This window comes from Lysinibacillus sp. ZYM-1 (assembly GCF_001308875.1).
Taxonomy (GTDB): Bacteria; Bacillota; Bacilli; order Bacillales_A; family Planococcaceae; genus Lysinibacillus.
On sequence record NZ_KQ465107.1, the window covers coordinates 73965 to 90902 of the forward strand.

Annotated in this window: 14 protein-coding genes; 4 read left to right on the forward strand and 10 right to left on the reverse strand. The window is 37.3% G+C overall.

All coding sequences use genetic code 11. The features are described 5' to 3' along the window. Positions 1-21: 21 nt before the first annotated feature. The 5 genes from AO843_RS01900 to putP all read right to left on the reverse strand — a co-directional run bounded on the left by AO843_RS01900 (position 22) and on the right by putP (position 7013). The gene (locus tag AO843_RS01900; RefSeq protein WP_054609462.1) at positions 22-846 is read right to left on the reverse strand and encodes a GNAT family N-acetyltransferase; all 825 of its coding nucleotides are present in this window, start codon (positions 844-846) and stop codon (positions 22-24) included. Further along, positions 846-1991 (reverse strand): M20 peptidase aminoacylase family protein, encoded by a 1146-nt coding sequence (locus AO843_RS01905; protein WP_054609463.1) that lies wholly within the window; start codon positions 1989-1991, stop codon positions 846-848. Before AO843_RS01905 ends, AO843_RS01900 begins: the two co-directional genes overlap by 1 nt. 206 nt (positions 1992-2197) lie before the next feature. Further along, positions 2198-3685, reverse strand: coding sequence for a peptide MFS transporter (locus AO843_RS01910; RefSeq protein WP_054609464.1), 1488 nt, complete (start codon positions 3683-3685; stop codon positions 2198-2200). Between the two features lie 415 nt (positions 3686-4100). Further along, entirely contained in the window at positions 4101-5387 is a 1287-nt protein-coding gene (gene hflX, locus AO843_RS01915) for a GTPase HflX (RefSeq protein ID WP_054609465.1), read from the reverse strand. 138 nt (positions 5388-5525) lie between these two features. Continuing rightward, positions 5526-7013 (reverse strand): sodium/proline symporter PutP, encoded by a 1488-nt coding sequence (gene putP / locus AO843_RS01920; protein WP_054609466.1) that lies wholly within the window; start codon positions 7011-7013, stop codon positions 5526-5528. 198 nt (positions 7014-7211) lie between these two features. On the opposite strand from putP, the gene AO843_RS01925 reads away from it, so the two are divergent. Further along, positions 7212-8372, forward strand: coding sequence for a class I SAM-dependent methyltransferase (locus AO843_RS01925; protein WP_054609467.1), 1161 nt, complete (start codon positions 7212-7214; stop codon positions 8370-8372). Positions 8373-8525: 153 nt separating this feature from the next. On the opposite strand, the gene AO843_RS01930 is transcribed toward AO843_RS01925, so the two are convergent. Then, positions 8526-9845, reverse strand: coding sequence for an ABC transporter permease (locus AO843_RS01930; RefSeq protein ID WP_054609468.1), 1320 nt, complete (start codon positions 9843-9845; stop codon positions 8526-8528). Between the two features lies 1 nt (position 9846). Continuing rightward, positions 9847-10533, reverse strand: a complete 687-nt coding sequence (locus AO843_RS01935) for an ABC transporter ATP-binding protein (RefSeq protein WP_054609469.1) — start codon at positions 10531-10533, stop codon at positions 9847-9849. A gap of 423 nt (positions 10534-10956) precedes the next feature. Between AO843_RS01935 and AO843_RS01940 the strand changes: the two genes are divergently transcribed. The 3 genes from AO843_RS01940 (at position 10957) to AO843_RS01950 (ending at position 14833) form a co-directional block, all read left to right on the forward strand. After that, positions 10957-11577, forward strand: a complete 621-nt coding sequence (locus AO843_RS01940; RefSeq protein WP_008175190.1) for a DUF47 domain-containing protein — start codon at positions 10957-10959, stop codon at positions 11575-11577. Positions 11578-11598: 21 nt separating this feature from the next. Then, entirely contained in the window at positions 11599-12615 is a 1017-nt protein-coding gene (locus AO843_RS01945; RefSeq protein ID WP_054609470.1) for an inorganic phosphate transporter, read from the forward strand. Between the two features lie 106 nt (positions 12616-12721). Continuing rightward, entirely contained in the window at positions 12722-14833 is a 2112-nt protein-coding gene (locus tag AO843_RS01950) for an MMPL family transporter (protein ID WP_054609471.1), read from the forward strand. A gap of 43 nt (positions 14834-14876) precedes the next feature. On the opposite strand, the gene AO843_RS01955 is transcribed toward AO843_RS01950, so the two are convergent. From AO843_RS01955 to AO843_RS01970, 3 genes are all read right to left on the reverse strand, one after another. Continuing rightward, positions 14877-15485, reverse strand: coding sequence for an alpha/beta hydrolase (locus tag AO843_RS01955; RefSeq protein WP_054609472.1), 609 nt, complete (start codon positions 15483-15485; stop codon positions 14877-14879). Between the two features lie 233 nt (positions 15486-15718). After that, positions 15719-16183, reverse strand: coding sequence for a hypothetical protein (locus tag AO843_RS01965; RefSeq protein WP_054609473.1), 465 nt, complete (start codon positions 16181-16183; stop codon positions 15719-15721). Between the two features lie 129 nt (positions 16184-16312). Further along, positions 16313-16936, reverse strand: a complete 624-nt coding sequence (locus AO843_RS01970) for an NUDIX hydrolase (RefSeq protein ID WP_054609474.1) — start codon at positions 16934-16936, stop codon at positions 16313-16315. Positions 16937-16938: the final 2 nt, after the last annotated feature.

The window sequence follows — 16938 nt, forward strand, 5'->3', positions numbered from 1 at the left end:
AATTTTCACTCCCTATAATTATTATATGGCTAATAAGGAGCGTCTGACTAACAGATAGCTATGAACATATTCTGGATGCTTCTTGACGCGTACAATCGCATAATCTTGATTGAATAATGTTGTTAAGATCGTCCTAATTTTATAACGCCAGTCCTCTGCAAGCTTTGGACTCTCGACTTTCACTTTTTGCAAATATTGAGGAATCGGTAATAGATAGGCATCCTCGTGAAAGGATTGTTCCATCTGAAATACATTATCAACATCCAAGACAGGTAATCCATCAACAGTCAGAGTCCATGGTACAATTTCCTGTGCAATCTCCTCTAGTTCATCAATGCTATCTGCCATTTGTTCACGCTCTATCCACCACTCAACAACCATCCGATCCGAAGGTAGTCCTTCATTAAAGTCGTCTTGGAGAGCGCCATAATAATCATTTTCATATTGATAACTGATTGCATTTAGCTTTAAAAATGCCAGATTAGCTAAACTCGCCTCCAACGGTTCAAATAACCAGCGAACCAGCTGAAATCCGTGTTCTTTTGCATATTCTTGTTGAGCGTGCTTTAATAACTCACCTACACCTTGTTCACGATATGCTTTATTTACACCAATCATGTGTGAATGTAAGTATATTTCTCTAGCATGATAGCCCACAAAGCAATAGTTAAAGCCAATTAACTTTTTTTCTAAATAAGCGCCTAAAACTAATCCGCCATTTTGTACAGCTGCTAGTAATTGGTGGGAGGGGATTGCTTGGCTTCCCCATATTTCAGCATTCAACTTTTGGACTTCCGCAATTTCTATAGGTGTCATTACTTTGTGAATATGCACTTTCTCTAACATTATGCTGACGCCTCCTTCGTATGTGCTGACTCCAATGCTAACAAGACTGCTCTTGTAAGAATCTCTACTCCAGTAACAAGTCTTGCTTGTTTAAACTTCATTTTGGGATGATGTAATCCTGGTGTTAACCCACAGCCTAAACCTAACATAGTTGTTTTTAAATGTGGCCGTTTTACAGCATAGTGATGAAAATCCTCACCACCAGGTGTGTGAACTGGCTTCCTTAAATTAGATAATCCTGCAGCCTGTATAATTGCCTGCTCCATAATATATTGTGCACTCGTATCTACTTCAGCAGCTACGATATTAGCAACAGTTCGTAATTCAATCTGTACCTTATGCAACATCTTAGAAGAATCAATAACACGTTTGACCCCTTGCGCTAAATCATCCATAACATTATTTTGTTGCGCACGAATATCAATCGTAAACGAGGCATTACCAGGTATGATATTGCCTGATTCTCCTCCTGCATGAAACTTTGTCATCTTAACAGATACAGGTACCATAGGATCTGTATGAATGGTTCGTAAATCTTCAATAATGGTAGCTCCTACTTCGATTGCATTGGTGCCAAGATGTGGCCTTGCAGCATGAGCATCCTCTCCAATGATCTCCCCTTCAAGCAAACGGGAAGCACCGTGATATAAGGCAGCACAATATGTACCATCCTCTAGCTCATGTACAGGCCTTAAATGAACACCAAATAAATAGTCGAGTTCATCAATTACGCCTTCTTCTAAGACCGCTAATGCCCCTGTCCCCTTTTCTTCAGCAGGTTGGAAAATGACACGGATTGTACCGTTAAATGATCGCTGTTGTTCTTTTAATAATAAGAGTGCCCCAATAGCCATTGTCATATGTCCGTCATGTCCACACGAATGGTTTGCACGAAAATGGCCATCAACCTCCTGCCATAGGGCGTCTATATCTGTTCGTAAGCCCACTTTGGGACTACCATGACCCACATCAACATAAAGACCTGTGGAATTTTTAAAGCGAATAGGTGAAAACCCTTCCTGTGTTAATAAATCGACTATATAATTGGTTGTTTCTACCTCATGCCAGCTTATTTCCGGATTGGCGTGTAAATACGTAAAAATCTCCATTAATCTTGACCTCAAACGGTCTAATTCTTCTTTCATAACATCCAACCCCTTTAAATTTTCATATAATTAAGATTATTATAGCGAAAATAATGATCTTCTACATAGAAACTTATACCCTTGTCAGTAAATATTACTACTTAAGATAATATATTTCGCGCTGAATTTCATATATAGACATTTATTTAGATAACAAAAAAAGATGTAAATACAGTCATTAATCCGACTGTATTTACATCTTTCCTTTAGTTAATACCTTTCATCGCCTTTGAAATAATCGGTGATAGAATTAACAATAAAATACCAATAACAATTGACAGCGAGCCTAAGAAGCCGAAGTATGTGAATTCGCTTACAACTTCATAAACTTTTACTAATTGCGCATTAATTGCTTGTGCTGCCGCACTTGTTAAAAACCATAAAGACATTGTTTGTGCAGCAAATGCTTGAGGTGCCAATTTCGTAGTAGCCGATAAACCAACAGGTGATAATAATAATTCCCCGACAACTACTAAGAAGAATGACAGTACTAACCACCAAGGGCTAACTAACGATGCTCCACCAGATAAGTGTGCTGGAATCATCATGACAAGGAATGATAAGCCTGCAAAGAATAAAGCATACGAAAACTTACGTGGTGTAGTTGGTTGCTTGTCTCCCCATTTAAGCCATAGCATCGCAAACAATGGCGCCATTGTTATAACAAATAACGGGTTTAATGACTGGAACCAAGAAGATTGGAGCTGAATGCTACCAATACTTAATTGTGTACGCTCATCCGCATACGTAGCCAGAATTGTTGCCCCTTGTTCTTGAATTGCCCAAAACATAACTGCTGACAAGAATAATGGAATATACGCAAGAAGTCGAGATTTTTCATCTTTTGTTGTCTTTTTACTACGATACATATAGATAAAGAAGACTGTTGGAATGATCACACCTAGAGCTGTGATGATTAAACTGAATACATTCATCGTTAAAGTACCCGTTTTAATTCCAATAGCACCTAGAATAATGATAAGTAAAGCTACAATACCAAATTGTGCAAAGACTTTTTTACGCTCTTCAGGCTTTAATGGGTTATTAACTTGTAAACCCGCTAAGCCTAAATATTTTTTCTCTGTAAATTTATAAACAATTAACCCAATTAGCATCCCGAAACCGGCTAAACCAAAGCCTAGGTGGAAGCTATACTTTTGTCCAATTGTTCCGACAATAAATGGTGCAATGAATGCCCCCATATTAATACCCATGTAGAAAATAGAGAAACCAGCATCACGGCGGCTATCTGTTTCAGCATAAATATCCCCAACAATACTTGAAACGTTTGGCTTTAATAACCCAGTCCCCATCACGATAAATGCCATTGAAGCAAATAGCATAGTTACACCGCCAGGCAGTGCTAGCAATAAGTGACCAATCATAATTAACACGCCACCATAAAAAATAGTTCTACGTGTTCCTAAAACTCGGTCAGCAATCCATCCACCTATAATACCTGACATATAAACCAGGGAACCATAAATGGCCATAATAGAGTTCGCTGTTCCGCGGTCTAGACCTAAACCACCCTGATTCAATTCGTAATACATAAAGAAAATGAGAATTGCTCGCATACCATAATACGAGAAACGTTCCCAAAATTCTGTGAAAAACAAAGTAAAGAGCCCTTTAGGGTGTCCAACAAAGCCATCTTGAGGGACAGATTTTACAACTTCATCTTTACTAGACATACATTACCCTCTCCCAATTAAAAAATTCTCTTGAAAAAACATTATTACCCTAAAATAAGGATAAAAAAACTTTGTTTCATCATACTAAAGCGTTTTTTTAACTTTAGCAAGAGTTTTAAAAAATGTTGAAAATTTATCATTTTTCTATAAATTCCGAATAATCATTTGAATAATTACTAAATCCTTTGATATATCTAAGTTTTCTCACACTTTAGTAGCGCACACATGTTTTCTGAACATTAAATTATTCTAAAATATTTAAAATTCAGATTCATAACTATTTATCCAAATTTACACTATTTTATCTAAAAAAATTGAAATACATGGTGTTGTTGTTCTAGATTCTACTATTCCCCCTAATCACAAAAAGCATGCCAAAATCTTTTGGCATGCTTCAGGTTGTTTTTTAAATTTCTTAATTTACGACGTATCGTTGATATTTTGCATAATCCGCTTCTCTAACTTCAAGCGTTAATAATGTGCCGTCCTCTTCGTATGCTGTATTTGAAACAGACGCATGCTCATTTAAATAAGAAACAACATTCCCTTGATCATAAGGTATTAACATATCACATGTCACATAATTGGAGAAGATATGTAGACGAATTAATTGTATTAATTCGTCTAACCCCACCCCTTGTTTTGCTGACACCCAAATATTATCACCGCTTACAACAGGGTAAGGTACTTGAGCAAGGTCAGCTTTATTGTAAACATAGATGGTTGGGATATCTTCAACACCAACCGCTTTTAGCGTTTCATTTGTAACGTCCATCATAAATCCATGCTCTGAATTCGAAACATCTACTACATGTAATAAGAGGTCTGCATCTCGCGCCTCTTCTAATGTGGAACGGAATGCTTTCACTAAATGGTGGGGCAATTTGCTCACAAACCCAACTGTATCTGTTAGTAAAAATGTCTTTTTATCAGGCAGCTCGATCTGTCGAACTGAGGTTTCAAGCGTAGCGAAAAGCATATCTTTCTCAAAGACTTGTTTATGCTCTTCTTGTCCTATTCCTGCAAGCAACTGATTCATAATCGTTGATTTACCAGCATTGGTATAGCCGACAATAGACACAACCGGGAGGGCATTTTTTCGACGCTGTTTACGCTGCGTTTCTCGTTGATCCTTGACCTGCTCTAAATCCTTTTTGATTTTCGCTATCTGATCTTCAATCTTTCGACGATCCAATTCAAGCTTTGTTTCCCCAGCACCACGGTTTTTAAAACCACCACCCGTACCTCCACCTTGACGGCTTAGAGAGGCATGTAAGCCCACTAATCGTGGGAGCATATATTGTAACTGTGCTAATTCTACCTGCATTTGTGCTTCACGTGTTTTCGCACGTCGACCAAAAATATCTAAAATAAGCATTGTTCGATCAATTACCTTCGTTGCTAAATCACGCTCTAAATTACGGATTTGTGAAGGAGATAGTTCATCATTAAAAATGACAAGATTTGCTTGTGCTTCTTCATAGAAATTTTTGATTTCTTCTATTTTACCCGTACCAACATAATGGGAGGGCGTCACGCGCTCTAAATTTTGCGTGACTATCCCCACTACCTCTACATGCAGAGCCTCTGCTAAATTCCGAAGCTCTTCCATTGAATAATCAAAGTGCTCCTCATTACGTAAATTTACGCCAACGAGTATGGCCTTTTCAATTAATACATCAACTTCCTTAATTCTATCCATTAGAAACCTCCCACCAAAGCCTCGGTATCCCTACGACAAATTTTCTCCATCTTACCATAAATTGCACCTTTCGGTATCCTTAGACCGTTACTAAAAATGTTTCTAAAAAATGCGCCTCTCAGAAAAGGCGCATTTCTTTTACTTTCTTTCTTCTTTTAATATTACTTCTGACCGATTAAACTCTTCTTCAATTTCTTCATTATGTCTATACGTCAACATACTTACCACAACCGCGACGATTAAACAAACAAAGAAGCCTGGCACAATTTCGTAAAGGGCACTTGATAATGATTCAACTTTCCCCCAAATAAACGCAGTAACAGCACCAGTTATCATTCCACTTAAAGCCCCGTAATTCGTTAGCTTTCTCCAATATAAAGAAAGTAAAATGACTGGCCCAAAAGCGGCACCAAATCCTGCCCACGCAAAACCAACTAAACTTAAGATTGAACTATCTGGATTCCAAGCTAGAATTGCTGCAATAATCGCTACAACTAATACAGCTACACGGCCTACAAAAACATAGTGTTTATCGGTTGCAGTTTTGTTAAATAATGCTTTATAAATATCCTCAACAAGTGCTGAAGAAGTTACGATTAATTGCGATGAAATGGTACTCATTACAGCAGCTAAGATCGCCGCTAGCATAATACCGGCTATAAATGGATGGAATAAAATTTGGCCGAGTACAATAAATACCGTTTCAGCGTCTTTTAGCTCACCCGCATTTTGTTCATAATAAGCTACACCTACTAACGCTGTCCCAATGGCACCAAATAAACTTAACATCATCCAACCAATACCGATACGGCGAGCCTGTTTCGTCTCCTTTACAGAACTGATTGCCATAAAGCGCACAATAATATGTGGCTGTCCAAAATAACCTAATCCCCAAGCAAGTGAGGAAATAATTCTAGCTGCTGTCGCTGTGGCAGGTAATAAATTTAGAAGATCTGGGCTAACCGCTTTAATAGATGTAATCGTATCCCCTATTCCTCCGGTTACAAATAAGCCAAATAGTGGTACAGCAATAAGTGCAAAAAACATGATAAGTCCTTGTAAAAAGTCAGTATAACTTACAGCTAAAAATCCACCAAATAGTGTATAGGCTACTACTACCCCCGAAACAATTAACAATCCTGTGTGATATTCATAACCAAAAGAACTATCGAAAAATTTGCCTCCTGCTACCATCCCTGACGATACGTAAAATGTAAAAAATACTAAGATAATGATACCTGAAGCAATCCTGATCAGCTTCGTTTTGTCACGTAATCGATTATCTAAATAACTCGGTATGGTAATGGAGTCATTGGTAACCTGTGTATAAACACGTAACCGCGGTGCCACTAATAACCAGTTTAAATAGGCCCCTACTGTTAACCCAATGGCAATCCAAGCCTCTACAAGACCTGATAAAAAAATAGCACCTGGTAAGCCCATTAAAAGCCATCCAGACATATCCGCAGCACCAGCACTGAGGGCTGTTACAGCTGGACCTAATGAACGACCGCCAAGCATATAATCTGTTAAATTGGATGTTTTAACAAATGCATACCAGCCTATCGCTAGCATGGCTACCATATAAATAATAATAGCTAATAATTGATACATATTATCGGACATACTTTTCCCTCCTACTCATTCATTAGTATCACCAATTTAAAAAGATATACTTACACAAATAAACCATTAATATACAAATCCACCTGTAATTACTCAGAATTTTCGTAAAAATATTTCCGAATGCCAAAGAAAACATGGTTCGTTATAAAATGTGTTAAACTAGTGCCATCTATTACACAAAAAAGTAGGCGAAAATGTATGACATTTGAAGAAATGAAAGATCTTCTCATAGAAAAAATGTTGCAGCAACAACTTATTACTGCGACAATCAGTCAACCCCGCATGAAATCCAATGAAATAAAACGCATTAAATTAAAACCTTTAATGCTAAAGAACATTTATCATATACAGATTGAATACCAATATGAACGGATTTTAAAACATGATAATATCCAAATGGCCGATTTCCCCTCTAAACTTGAGGCTATTTTTGAAGATTATCGTCAAGCCCATATTGATTTTGTTGAGGAGAAAGTACAGGTGCAATTATCGAAAAAGAATAAAGTACTTTGGAAATCCGAACAATCAACAGCACCAAAGCAAGTTAATTTAACACATAACCGCAAAAAAAATTACTTACTCTCGGACGACCAACCCTATCCGTTTTTAATTCGACTTGGCGTGCAAACAGAGGATGGAAAAGTCAAAAAACAAAAATACGATAAATTTAAACAAATTAACCGCTTTATTGAATTTATTGACGATGCTTTAACTTACTTACCTCAAAATCGGCAAGTTCGTATTTTAGATTTCGGATCAGGCAAATCTTATTTAACGTTTGCTTTGTATCATTATTTAAAAATCGAAAAAGGCTTAGACATTCGTGTAACAGGCTTAGATTTAAAAAAGGAAGTTATTGAAGAATGTTCAAGAATAGCTCAAGATCTTGGCTATGATCAGCTTGAGTTTCTAGTAGGAGACATTAATGATTATAATGATGAATCCGCTGTAGATATGGTAGTAACGCTGCATGCGTGCGATGTTGCCACAGATATGGCTTTAGCTCGTGCCGTGAAATGGGGAGCAAGCGTCATATTAAGTGTTCCTTGTTGCCAACACGAGTTAAATCGTCAACTAAATACACCTCCATTGGACATTATGTTACAACATGGTCTTATCCGAGAGCGTTTTGCCGCCCTTGCTACAGATGCCATTCGAGCTGAAATCTTGTCCCTTGTTGGCTATGAAGCACAGATTCTTGAGTTTATTGATATGGAAAATACACCTAAAAACATTTTAATTCGAGCATATCGAACAGGAAAAAAAGCAAGTGTAGAACAACGTGCCAACTACGATACTTTCTTAAATTTATTAAATGCAACACCATTTTTAGCAAATGAGTTAAAAGAGTACTTATAACTTACTGATGTACTTCTTCTCAAAAGAAAGGCGATCCAATCAATGTTGGACCGCCTTTTACTGTGTTAAAGAAATAAATTAATAAAGAAATTGCCTACGATTTCTTGGATTTCGTCATAAAAAAACGTTCCAATCAACATTAGGCTCCTTTCATTATAGCTCTTGACGTAAAGCTTGAATGACATCGATTTTTGTCGCTTTGCGAGCTGGACGATAACCAGAGATCATCGCAACCCCAACACTAATTGCTGCTGCAATTACAACAAGTTGCCATGGAATAAGAGAGAATGTGATATCATTTGTTGCAAATGCTTCTTCTCCCGTCGCCGCCTTTAGAATCAAAGGCAACGCTGCATTGGCCGCAAAACTAATGGCATATGAGATGATAACCGCAATCAGGGTACCAAAAAATCCAATAAATGTACTTTCCATTAAAAATAGACGTTGGATTAACTTCGGACTTGCACCAATAGCTTTTAACACACCAATTTCACGAGTACGCTCAGTTACAGCCATTGTCATAGTATTGAAAATACCGATGGAGGCAATTAATACAGCAATCGTACCAACAAAAATTAAGCCAATTTTTAATACTAAGAAAAATACATTCATTTGATCTAATTGCTCAGTCACCGAATATACACTATAACCACCATCTTTTAGTTTCTCTAAAATCGGCTTTACATTTTCCATCGTATCAGCAAAAATATTAAATTCTGAGTAAAACAGCTCTTCTCCTGTTGCTTCACCTAGAGTGGATAAATTTTCAACTAATGCTGGCTTTTGTGCTGTATCCATATGAATAGTATTATCAACCATCCAATCATATGAAGGTTTCTCCATCACTCCAACAATTGTATAGCTCATTTTTTCCGTTTCTTCATTGGTGCTTGTGTTAGGCACTAATGACAAGTTAATTGTTTGTCCAACTAACGATTCTTTATAGCCTTCCTCACTTCCATCATAATACGTACCTTCTGCCTCAGCCTTTTTACTCTTTTCTGCTATCGCATTGCGATCAGCCTCATTCAATAATGTTTGCGCGAAATGATAGCCTACCACTATTTCATTTGGCTTTGATGGATAGGTACCTTCCGAAAGTTTGCCATTCACCTGTTCAAAATCCGTCATATCTGTCAAAACTATAGTAGAAGTTGTATCGCGATCATCTATAAACGAATGCGCGGAGGCATTCACGCTAATCGTTTCAAGTACTGTTTCCACATGTTCTATTTTCTTAATTTCCTGTACTTGATCATCTGTAAATTGTTTATCCCCATACACTTGAATTTTCGTAACTGTTTCATTCGAAAGAATTTCATTACGTAAAGATTCTTGTAATCCAAAACCAATGGATGCTAACACAATGAGAAAGGCACAACCCATTGTCGCAGCTAAAATCGTCATGAAAACACGCAATTTATTTTTCTTTATATGCTGCGTGACAAAATCTAATTGATCCTTAAATAACATATTAAGCTTCCTCCTTTACAAGTTCCCCATCATACATACGGAAGCGTCTATGTGCTATTGTGGCAACCTCTTCATCATGGGTAATAATGACAAAGGTTAACCCAAGTTCACGGTTTAAACTTTGAATAAGCATTAAAATATCTTGCTCCGTTTCTGAATCTAAACTTCCCGTTGGCTCATCTGCCAGCAATATGGGAGGATTGGTAATAAGAGCACGTGCAATACTGACACGCTGTTGCTGCCCACCCGATAATTCATTAGGATAATGGTCAGCAACTTCTGTTAGACCAACCTTGTCCATTAATTTCTTTACTTTTTCTTTTCTCATTGCTTTACGTAAACCCTGTAGCTTCAAGGGTAATTCAATATTTTCGAAAGCCGTCAAGCCCGGCATTAGTTGGAAGTTTTGAAAGATAAAACCGAATTGTCGCAAACGAAATGCAGCACTTTCCGCTTCATTCAGTTGTGCCGTTTCTTTACCATTCACTTTAATAGACCCCTGTTCAGCTTTCATAAATCCTGCTAAAACTTGTAATAAAGTCGACTTTCCAGAGCCACTTTTTCCGACAATAGCAACAATCTCTCCTTTATTGACCTTAAAGTTCACGCCTTTTAAAACGGGAACTTGCTTTTCCTTCCCTCTTTTTCCGATTAAAAATGTATGTTGTAAGTTTTCAACTTGAATCATTTGTCAATAAACGCTCCTTTCTCATTCATTTCCCATTGTAGAAAACAATTCTTAATAAAGAGGAAGGATAAAAATGAAGATATTCTTAAGAATAAGAAGAGCCTCCTGCTAAAACTAAAGGCATTTACATTCCCTTTACAATTCAAATGGCAACATCGATTATTTTCACTGTAAATCACATGCATATCTGTGCTAAACAGAAATAAATACATTGAAAAAACCATTCATAAAAGGAATTAATCTGTACTATCAGAAATAAATACAGTTTCAACTCTTTTTATTTTGTGAACGAATTGTATATTACAGCAATGTAAATTTTTATGTCGAATATAAAGTTTTTATGTAGATAAATTAAAGATTTTGTTATGATAGTAAAGTTTAGAGGTCGATTAATTTATTTATATCCAGGAGGATTCGATTTACATGCTTAACTCAAAAAAACAAGACCCTTTCTTTATTGCATTGCATAAAATTGCTGAAAATATGAGAGAGGCTGTACATTACGCAAATGATTTTCGTATTAACAGTGTAGCTGACCTAAAAGAGATTAGCATTACAATGAAAAATTACGAAACTGCTGGCGATAAGCTCATTCACGAACTGATCGTAATGCTAAACAAATCATTTATGACACCTATTGAACGTGAGGATATTTTAGAGTTTGCCATTCGTATGGATGATATTTTAGATGGCACAGAACATTGTATTGCACATTTTGAAATGTTTTCTCTCACAGAGATTGATGAATCCATGCGCACTTTCTTAGGCTATATTTCTAAAAGTGTTGATGAAATTGTCAAAGCGACTGAAGAGTTAAAGAAAAAGAATCTAATTGGTATGCGTCCACACGCAATTCTTATTAAAGACTATGAACGTGAATGTGATGAAGTACAACGTTCTTCCATTAAACAACTATTTTTAAACGAAAAAGATCCGATTCGCCTCATTAAATTTAAAGATATATATGAACAACTTGAAGATATCGCTGATCATTGTCAAAACGTAGCTAATACTATGGAAACAATTATCATGCGTAACGCATAATTAGGAGATGGGCACTTTACAATGGATACAATCATTATACTAACCATACTGGTCGTCATTTTTGCCCTAACATTTGACTTTATCAACGGCTTCCATGATACTGCAAATGCTATTGCAACTTCGGTTTCCACTCGAGCATTGCCACCTCGTGTAGCGATCATCATGGCTGCAACCATGAACTTTATCGGCGCTATCACTTTTGTAGGGGTTGCTAAAGCTTTGACAAAAGACATTGTAGATCCGTTTTCTTTAAATGCCTTTGATGGAGACACAACTGGCTCAATCGTTATTTTAGCCGCATTAATTTCTGCTATTATTTGGAATTTACTTACATGGTATTTCGGTATTCCATCAAGTTCTTCCCACACGTTGATTGGCTCTATTGCAGGTGCTGCTGTCGCATCTGCTGGCTTTAGTGTGTTAAACTATGGCGGCTTTACTAAAATCATTATGGCGTTAGTGCTTTCACCATTACTTGCTATTTGTGCCGGTTTTATTATGATGACACTTTTTAAATTATGGTTTAAAAATCTAAATTTATATCGCACAAATAAAGGTTTCCGCACGATGCAAATTTTTACCGCAGCCATTCAATCGTTCACACATGGTACAAACGATGCGCAAAAAGCAATGGGGATCATGACAATGGCATTAATTGCTGGAGGATTGCACAGCGGTGATGAGATACCTTTCTGGATACGTGCTGCAGCTGCTACAGCTATGGGTCTAGGTACATCTATAGGTGGTTACAAAATTATTAAAACTGTTGGCGGTAAGATCATGAAAATCCGTCCCGTTAATGGGGTAGCAGCAGACTTAGCGTCAGCAACTGTTATTTTTGGTGCTACGTTAATCCACCTACCTGTATCTACAACACATGTTATTTCTTCATCTATTATGGGTGTTGGTTCTGCACAGCGTGTACGTGGCGTAAACTGGGGAATGGCTCGCAAGATTGTTACTACTTGGGTTATTACAATGCCAATTTCAGCCGTAATGGCATCCGTTATTTATTTCGTCCTATCATTATTCTTTTAATTACAAAGGCTCCTGTCTCATAAATGGACAGGAGTCTTTAGTTTGTCACACGACAAAATGTGACACATCCTTTAAACTAATTGAAAAGGGGGATACATAAACAACTATGAAAACTTTTTCAACTTTTATTACCGCACATGCAAAAGCAATCGTAGCACTGTGGCTTATTATTTTTCTAGCAATGGCTTATTTTGCTTTACAGCTTCCAGGTAAACTTCAAGGGGATGGCTTTTTTGTTGAAGCCGATCATACCTATGTCACAAATGAGCTAGCTAAAACATTTGATTTACCATCCAATACAATCTTGGTAGTTTTCGATCCAGCACAAGATAAGAAAATTGAAGATACTTTAAATAAACTCGATAACATAGAAGAGATACATTCCATCCAATCACCTTTAGAAGATTCTTCTTTACGTAAAGATGGCATTGCCTATGCAATGGTTCATCTAAAAAATGATCTTGATAATCTTTCTGGCATTGTTGAGGACATCCGTTCTTTAATTGAAGAAGATGGTGTTAATATTACTGGAGGGCCGGTTATTTCTGCCGACATTAATACAGCCAGTCAAAAGGATTTGGCATCAGCTGAGGCCATAGGGTTACCAATCGCCATCATCGTCCTATTATTAGCTTTCGGTACGGTTATAGCTTCTATTTTGCCAATTATCATTGGGGTTGTTACAGTTGTAACCGCCTTTGGGATTATGACACTGTTCAGCGGTAGTGTGAATCTATCCATTTTCGTTTTAAATATTGTCCCAATGCTTGGGCTTGCCTTAAGTATTGATTTTGCACTATTGTTCATTAATCGTTACCGCGAAGAACGCGCTCAAACCTCCATTGCACAAGCTATTCAAACTGCCATCCAAACCGCAGGACGTTCCATTATTTTTTCTGCAGTATGTGTCATGATTGGCTTAGGTGCCATGATCGTAATTGACGTTGAAATATTCCACAATATTGCCCTTGGAGGCACAATAGTAGTCTTGTTAGCTGTTCTCTCAGGCTTAACATTACTCCCTGCTACGATGATGCTTTTAGGAGATAGACTCAATAAATGGCGTCTAATACGTGTTAAACCAGGAGGAACAAATCGTTGGCGTGGCTTTGCAGGTTTTGTCATGAAACATCCAGTAGCTATCGTATTCGCTGCATTATTATTACTGGGTGTCGGTATGCTCCCTTTAAAGGACATCCAATTAGTGATTCCACAGGTTGACTCCTTACCAACAAAATATGATGCACGTACAGCGTACGATAAATTAGATGAAACATTTGGACTCGGTGAATCATCTACTTTATATTTGTTAGCTGAACGAAAAGAAGGCTGGGAGGATGCCGAAGCAAGAGAGCTGATTTACAATATTCAAGAAAAGCTCTTAAAGGATCCGCTTGTTACTAGTGTTTCAACTATATATACAGCTGCAAACATCAAAACACCTTCGGAACTCTCTGCTTCTTTAGCAATTCCACAAGTGGCAGAACAATTAAAACCAGTTGTTCAAACCTTTTCGAAGGATACAAAGCTTTTCATCCCAATTACCATTGATGCAGCAGGTTCTTCCACTACTGCTCAAAAATTTGCACGAACTTGGATGGACAAGGATTTAGATGTTAAATTTGCACTCGGGGGACCCGCAAAATTTAACCAAGAGATATTTGATGAAATAGCTAATAAAATTGTTTTGGCTATAGCCATTATCATCGTATCCACATTCTTTATTTTAATGCTAGCATTCCGTTCGGTTTTAATTCCGTTAAAGGCCATTATTATGAACATTATTGGGCTTTCATCTGCCTTCGGAATACTCGTTTATATTTTCCAATATGGACATTTTGGCATTGAAGCAGGATCGATTGTACTGATTATCCCAGTTATTGTTTTCTGTCTTGTTTTTGGGCTAAGTATGGACTACGAAGTCTTTTTAATTTCTCGTATCCAAGAAGAATATTTAAAAGGTGCCAATAATACACACGCTACAATAGAGGGACTTACATCCACAAGTCGTATTATTACATCGGCAGCACTAATTATGATTGTTATTACAGGGGCTTTTGCTTTCACAGATGTGATGCCCGTTAAACAAATTGGTGTTGGTATAGCCATTGCTGTTGCTATTGATGCCACGATCATTCGCCTTATGCTTGTACCAAGTCTCATGAAACTATTTGGTGATTGGAATTGGTGGCTTCCTTTTGCGAAGAAAAATAAATAATAAAAGAATCCGCCTCCTTTGTTTTAGGAAGCGGATTTTTCAATTATGCATACATGCTGTTATACCACTCTTTTGCAGCGTGTACTTCAGGGATTGTTAGCTGATGTCCAAAATCAAACCATTTCGTCGTCACAGTCGCACCCGCCGAAGTTAATAGGGCTCCTAACTCCTCTGATTCTTGTGCTGCACACATCGGATCATTCGTACCCGCACCAATAAAAACAGGGGTAGCAGACATTTTAGGTAAGTCGATCCCACGTCTTGGCACCATTGGATGGTGTAAAATAGCCCCTGCTAGTGCTTCCTCGTAATGGAATAATAAACTAGCCGCAATATTAGCACCATTTGAATAACCGATTGCTACAATTCGTTGACGATCAAAGCCATATTGCTGTGCTGCCTCTTGTAAAAAGTCGTTCAGTTCTTTTGTACGAATGATTAAATCCTCCATATCAAAGACACCTTCAGCTAATCGGCGGAAAAATCTTGGCATTCCATGTTCAAGTACATTTCCTCGAACACTTAATATATTGGCTGTATCATCTATTTCCTTTGCAAGGCCAATTAAGCTTTCTTCATTACCGCCCGTGCCGTGTAACAACAATAAAGTTGGTTTTGTTTCATCTGTACCTTTATAAAAAATATGCTTCATTGACAGTTCACCTCTCGATTATCTCGAATTCGAGATAATTGTAGCCTGTGGCAAAATTAAATTCAAGCTCTTTGACTTATTAATTTCACGATTTTCACGATTTGGTTGTTCTTCATGATTTTTATAAAAATTAGTTATGGTAAAAACTGAAAGTAAACATGCCACAATAACAACAACAATAACAATTCCCACTAATTTTTTCCCATTCATTTTATTACTATCCCCCGTATTTATTATTTCTTTTTACGAAAGCCTTCTTCAAGTAAATATTCTTTTGCAGAATCGTACGTACCAAATGCCTCTTCAAGATTTTCCCCATGGTAGACATTCCAAGAACGTTGCTCAAACGCTAGCTGTAATTGAACACCCTCTCGGCTATGCCAAATCTCGATAATTGGCTCTTGCGTTTCTGCCTCTTCGGATAGATATTGAATGGCATCCTCAATAATTTCACGAAGTTGTTGCTCATCGTAATCACGGATATTCACTAATCCCTTATCATCAGCCTCTTGCTCATAGCGCAATAAATCTCCAATAAAGATAAAGCCATTGCCATTGGGATGTAGCTTTTCAACTACAATCGTCTTTTCATAAAGACTGTCCATATAGTGATAATTTAAGCGTTTTAATGAAATCTCCTTTTTTGTTAGTTCAGAAAATGATTCAATAATTGCCTGTTTTTGTTCAAATGTTAGCATATAAAAAATGCTCCTTTTCTTTACAATCTATCTAACAGTATAACTTATTTTTTCCCGTTAATTGTGTAGATTCTCGTCATTTTTCCAAAGAAAATAGGACAAGCTATTTTCTAGCTTATCCTACCCAAATTAGGATGTTTGATTAAATATTTTCTCACGTGCAAATTTGATCACTTGAGCAACATACAATTCTCGATAAGGAACAAATTGTGCAAATCCAACGGGTCTGACAATTTTCCCACGTTGACCATCCGGGAAATACTCGTACCCTTCAATATTGAGCATCGTTGTCTCACCTAAGAAAAAGGCCTCTGCCTCCTTTAGCTTGGCTCTCACTACACCCGATACTTCCTCATACTGTAAAGCAAACGAATCCCAATCGTGCTCGAAGGGATATATGTAGACATGGCAAAATTCATTGTCAATCATATTTTCGGAAACAATACTACAAGAGGTCATACCCATTTTGATAACCTCACTTACGTCTATATGGAGCCCCAATTCCTCTTTTACTTCACGAATCCCTGACTCCACTGTTTCTATAGCTAAAAGATGTCCTGCTGCCGTAATATCCAATAACCCAGGATAATCCTTCTTCTGAGAGCTACGTACTTGAAAATAAATATATTCTTCATTCACTAGCCAGCAATGGAATGTCTCATGCCAAAGCCCTTTTTCGTGTACCTCTGCTCTCGTAGCTGTACCAATTTGCTCATGTTGTTCATTAAATACCTTTACAATTTCTTGTTCCATTT

Bases quoted from the DNA above. Each gene is read 5' to 3' on its own strand.
- AO843_RS01900 (WP_054609462.1), bottom strand. From the start codon at position 846: ATGTTAGAGAAAGTGCATATTCACAAAGTAATGACACCTATAGAAATT.
- AO843_RS01905 (WP_054609463.1), bottom strand. From the start codon at position 1,991: ATGAAAGAAGAATTAGACCGTTTGAGGTCAAGATTAATGGAGATTTTT.
- AO843_RS01910 (WP_054609464.1), bottom strand. From the start codon at position 3,685: ATGTCTAGTAAAGATGAAGTTGTAAAATCTGTCCCTCAAGATGGCTTT.
- hflX (WP_054609465.1), bottom strand. From the start codon at position 5,387: ATGGATAGAATTAAGGAAGTTGATGTATTAATTGAAAAGGCCATACTC.
- putP (WP_054609466.1), bottom strand. From the start codon at position 7,013: ATGTCCGATAATATGTATCAATTATTAGCTATTATTATTTATATGGTA.
- AO843_RS01925 (WP_054609467.1), top strand. From the start codon at position 7,212: ATGACATTTGAAGAAATGAAAGATCTTCTCATAGAAAAAATGTTGCAG.
- AO843_RS01930 (WP_054609468.1), bottom strand. From the start codon at position 9,845: ATGTTATTTAAGGATCAATTAGATTTTGTCACGCAGCATATAAAGAAA.
- AO843_RS01935 (WP_054609469.1), bottom strand. From the start codon at position 10,533: ATGATTCAAGTTGAAAACTTACAACATACATTTTTAATCGGAAAAAGA.
- AO843_RS01940 (WP_008175190.1), top strand. From the start codon at position 10,957: ATGCTTAACTCAAAAAAACAAGACCCTTTCTTTATTGCATTGCATAAA.
- AO843_RS01945 (WP_054609470.1), top strand. From the start codon at position 11,599: ATGGATACAATCATTATACTAACCATACTGGTCGTCATTTTTGCCCTA.
- AO843_RS01950 (WP_054609471.1), top strand. From the start codon at position 12,722: ATGAAAACTTTTTCAACTTTTATTACCGCACATGCAAAAGCAATCGTA.
- AO843_RS01955 (WP_054609472.1), bottom strand. From the start codon at position 15,485: ATGAAGCATATTTTTTATAAAGGTACAGATGAAACAAAACCAACTTTA.
- AO843_RS01965 (WP_054609473.1), bottom strand. From the start codon at position 16,183: ATGCTAACATTTGAACAAAAACAGGCAATTATTGAATCATTTTCTGAA.
- AO843_RS01970 (WP_054609474.1), bottom strand. From the start codon at position 16,936: ATGGAACAAGAAATTGTAAAGGTATTTAATGAACAACATGAGCAAATT.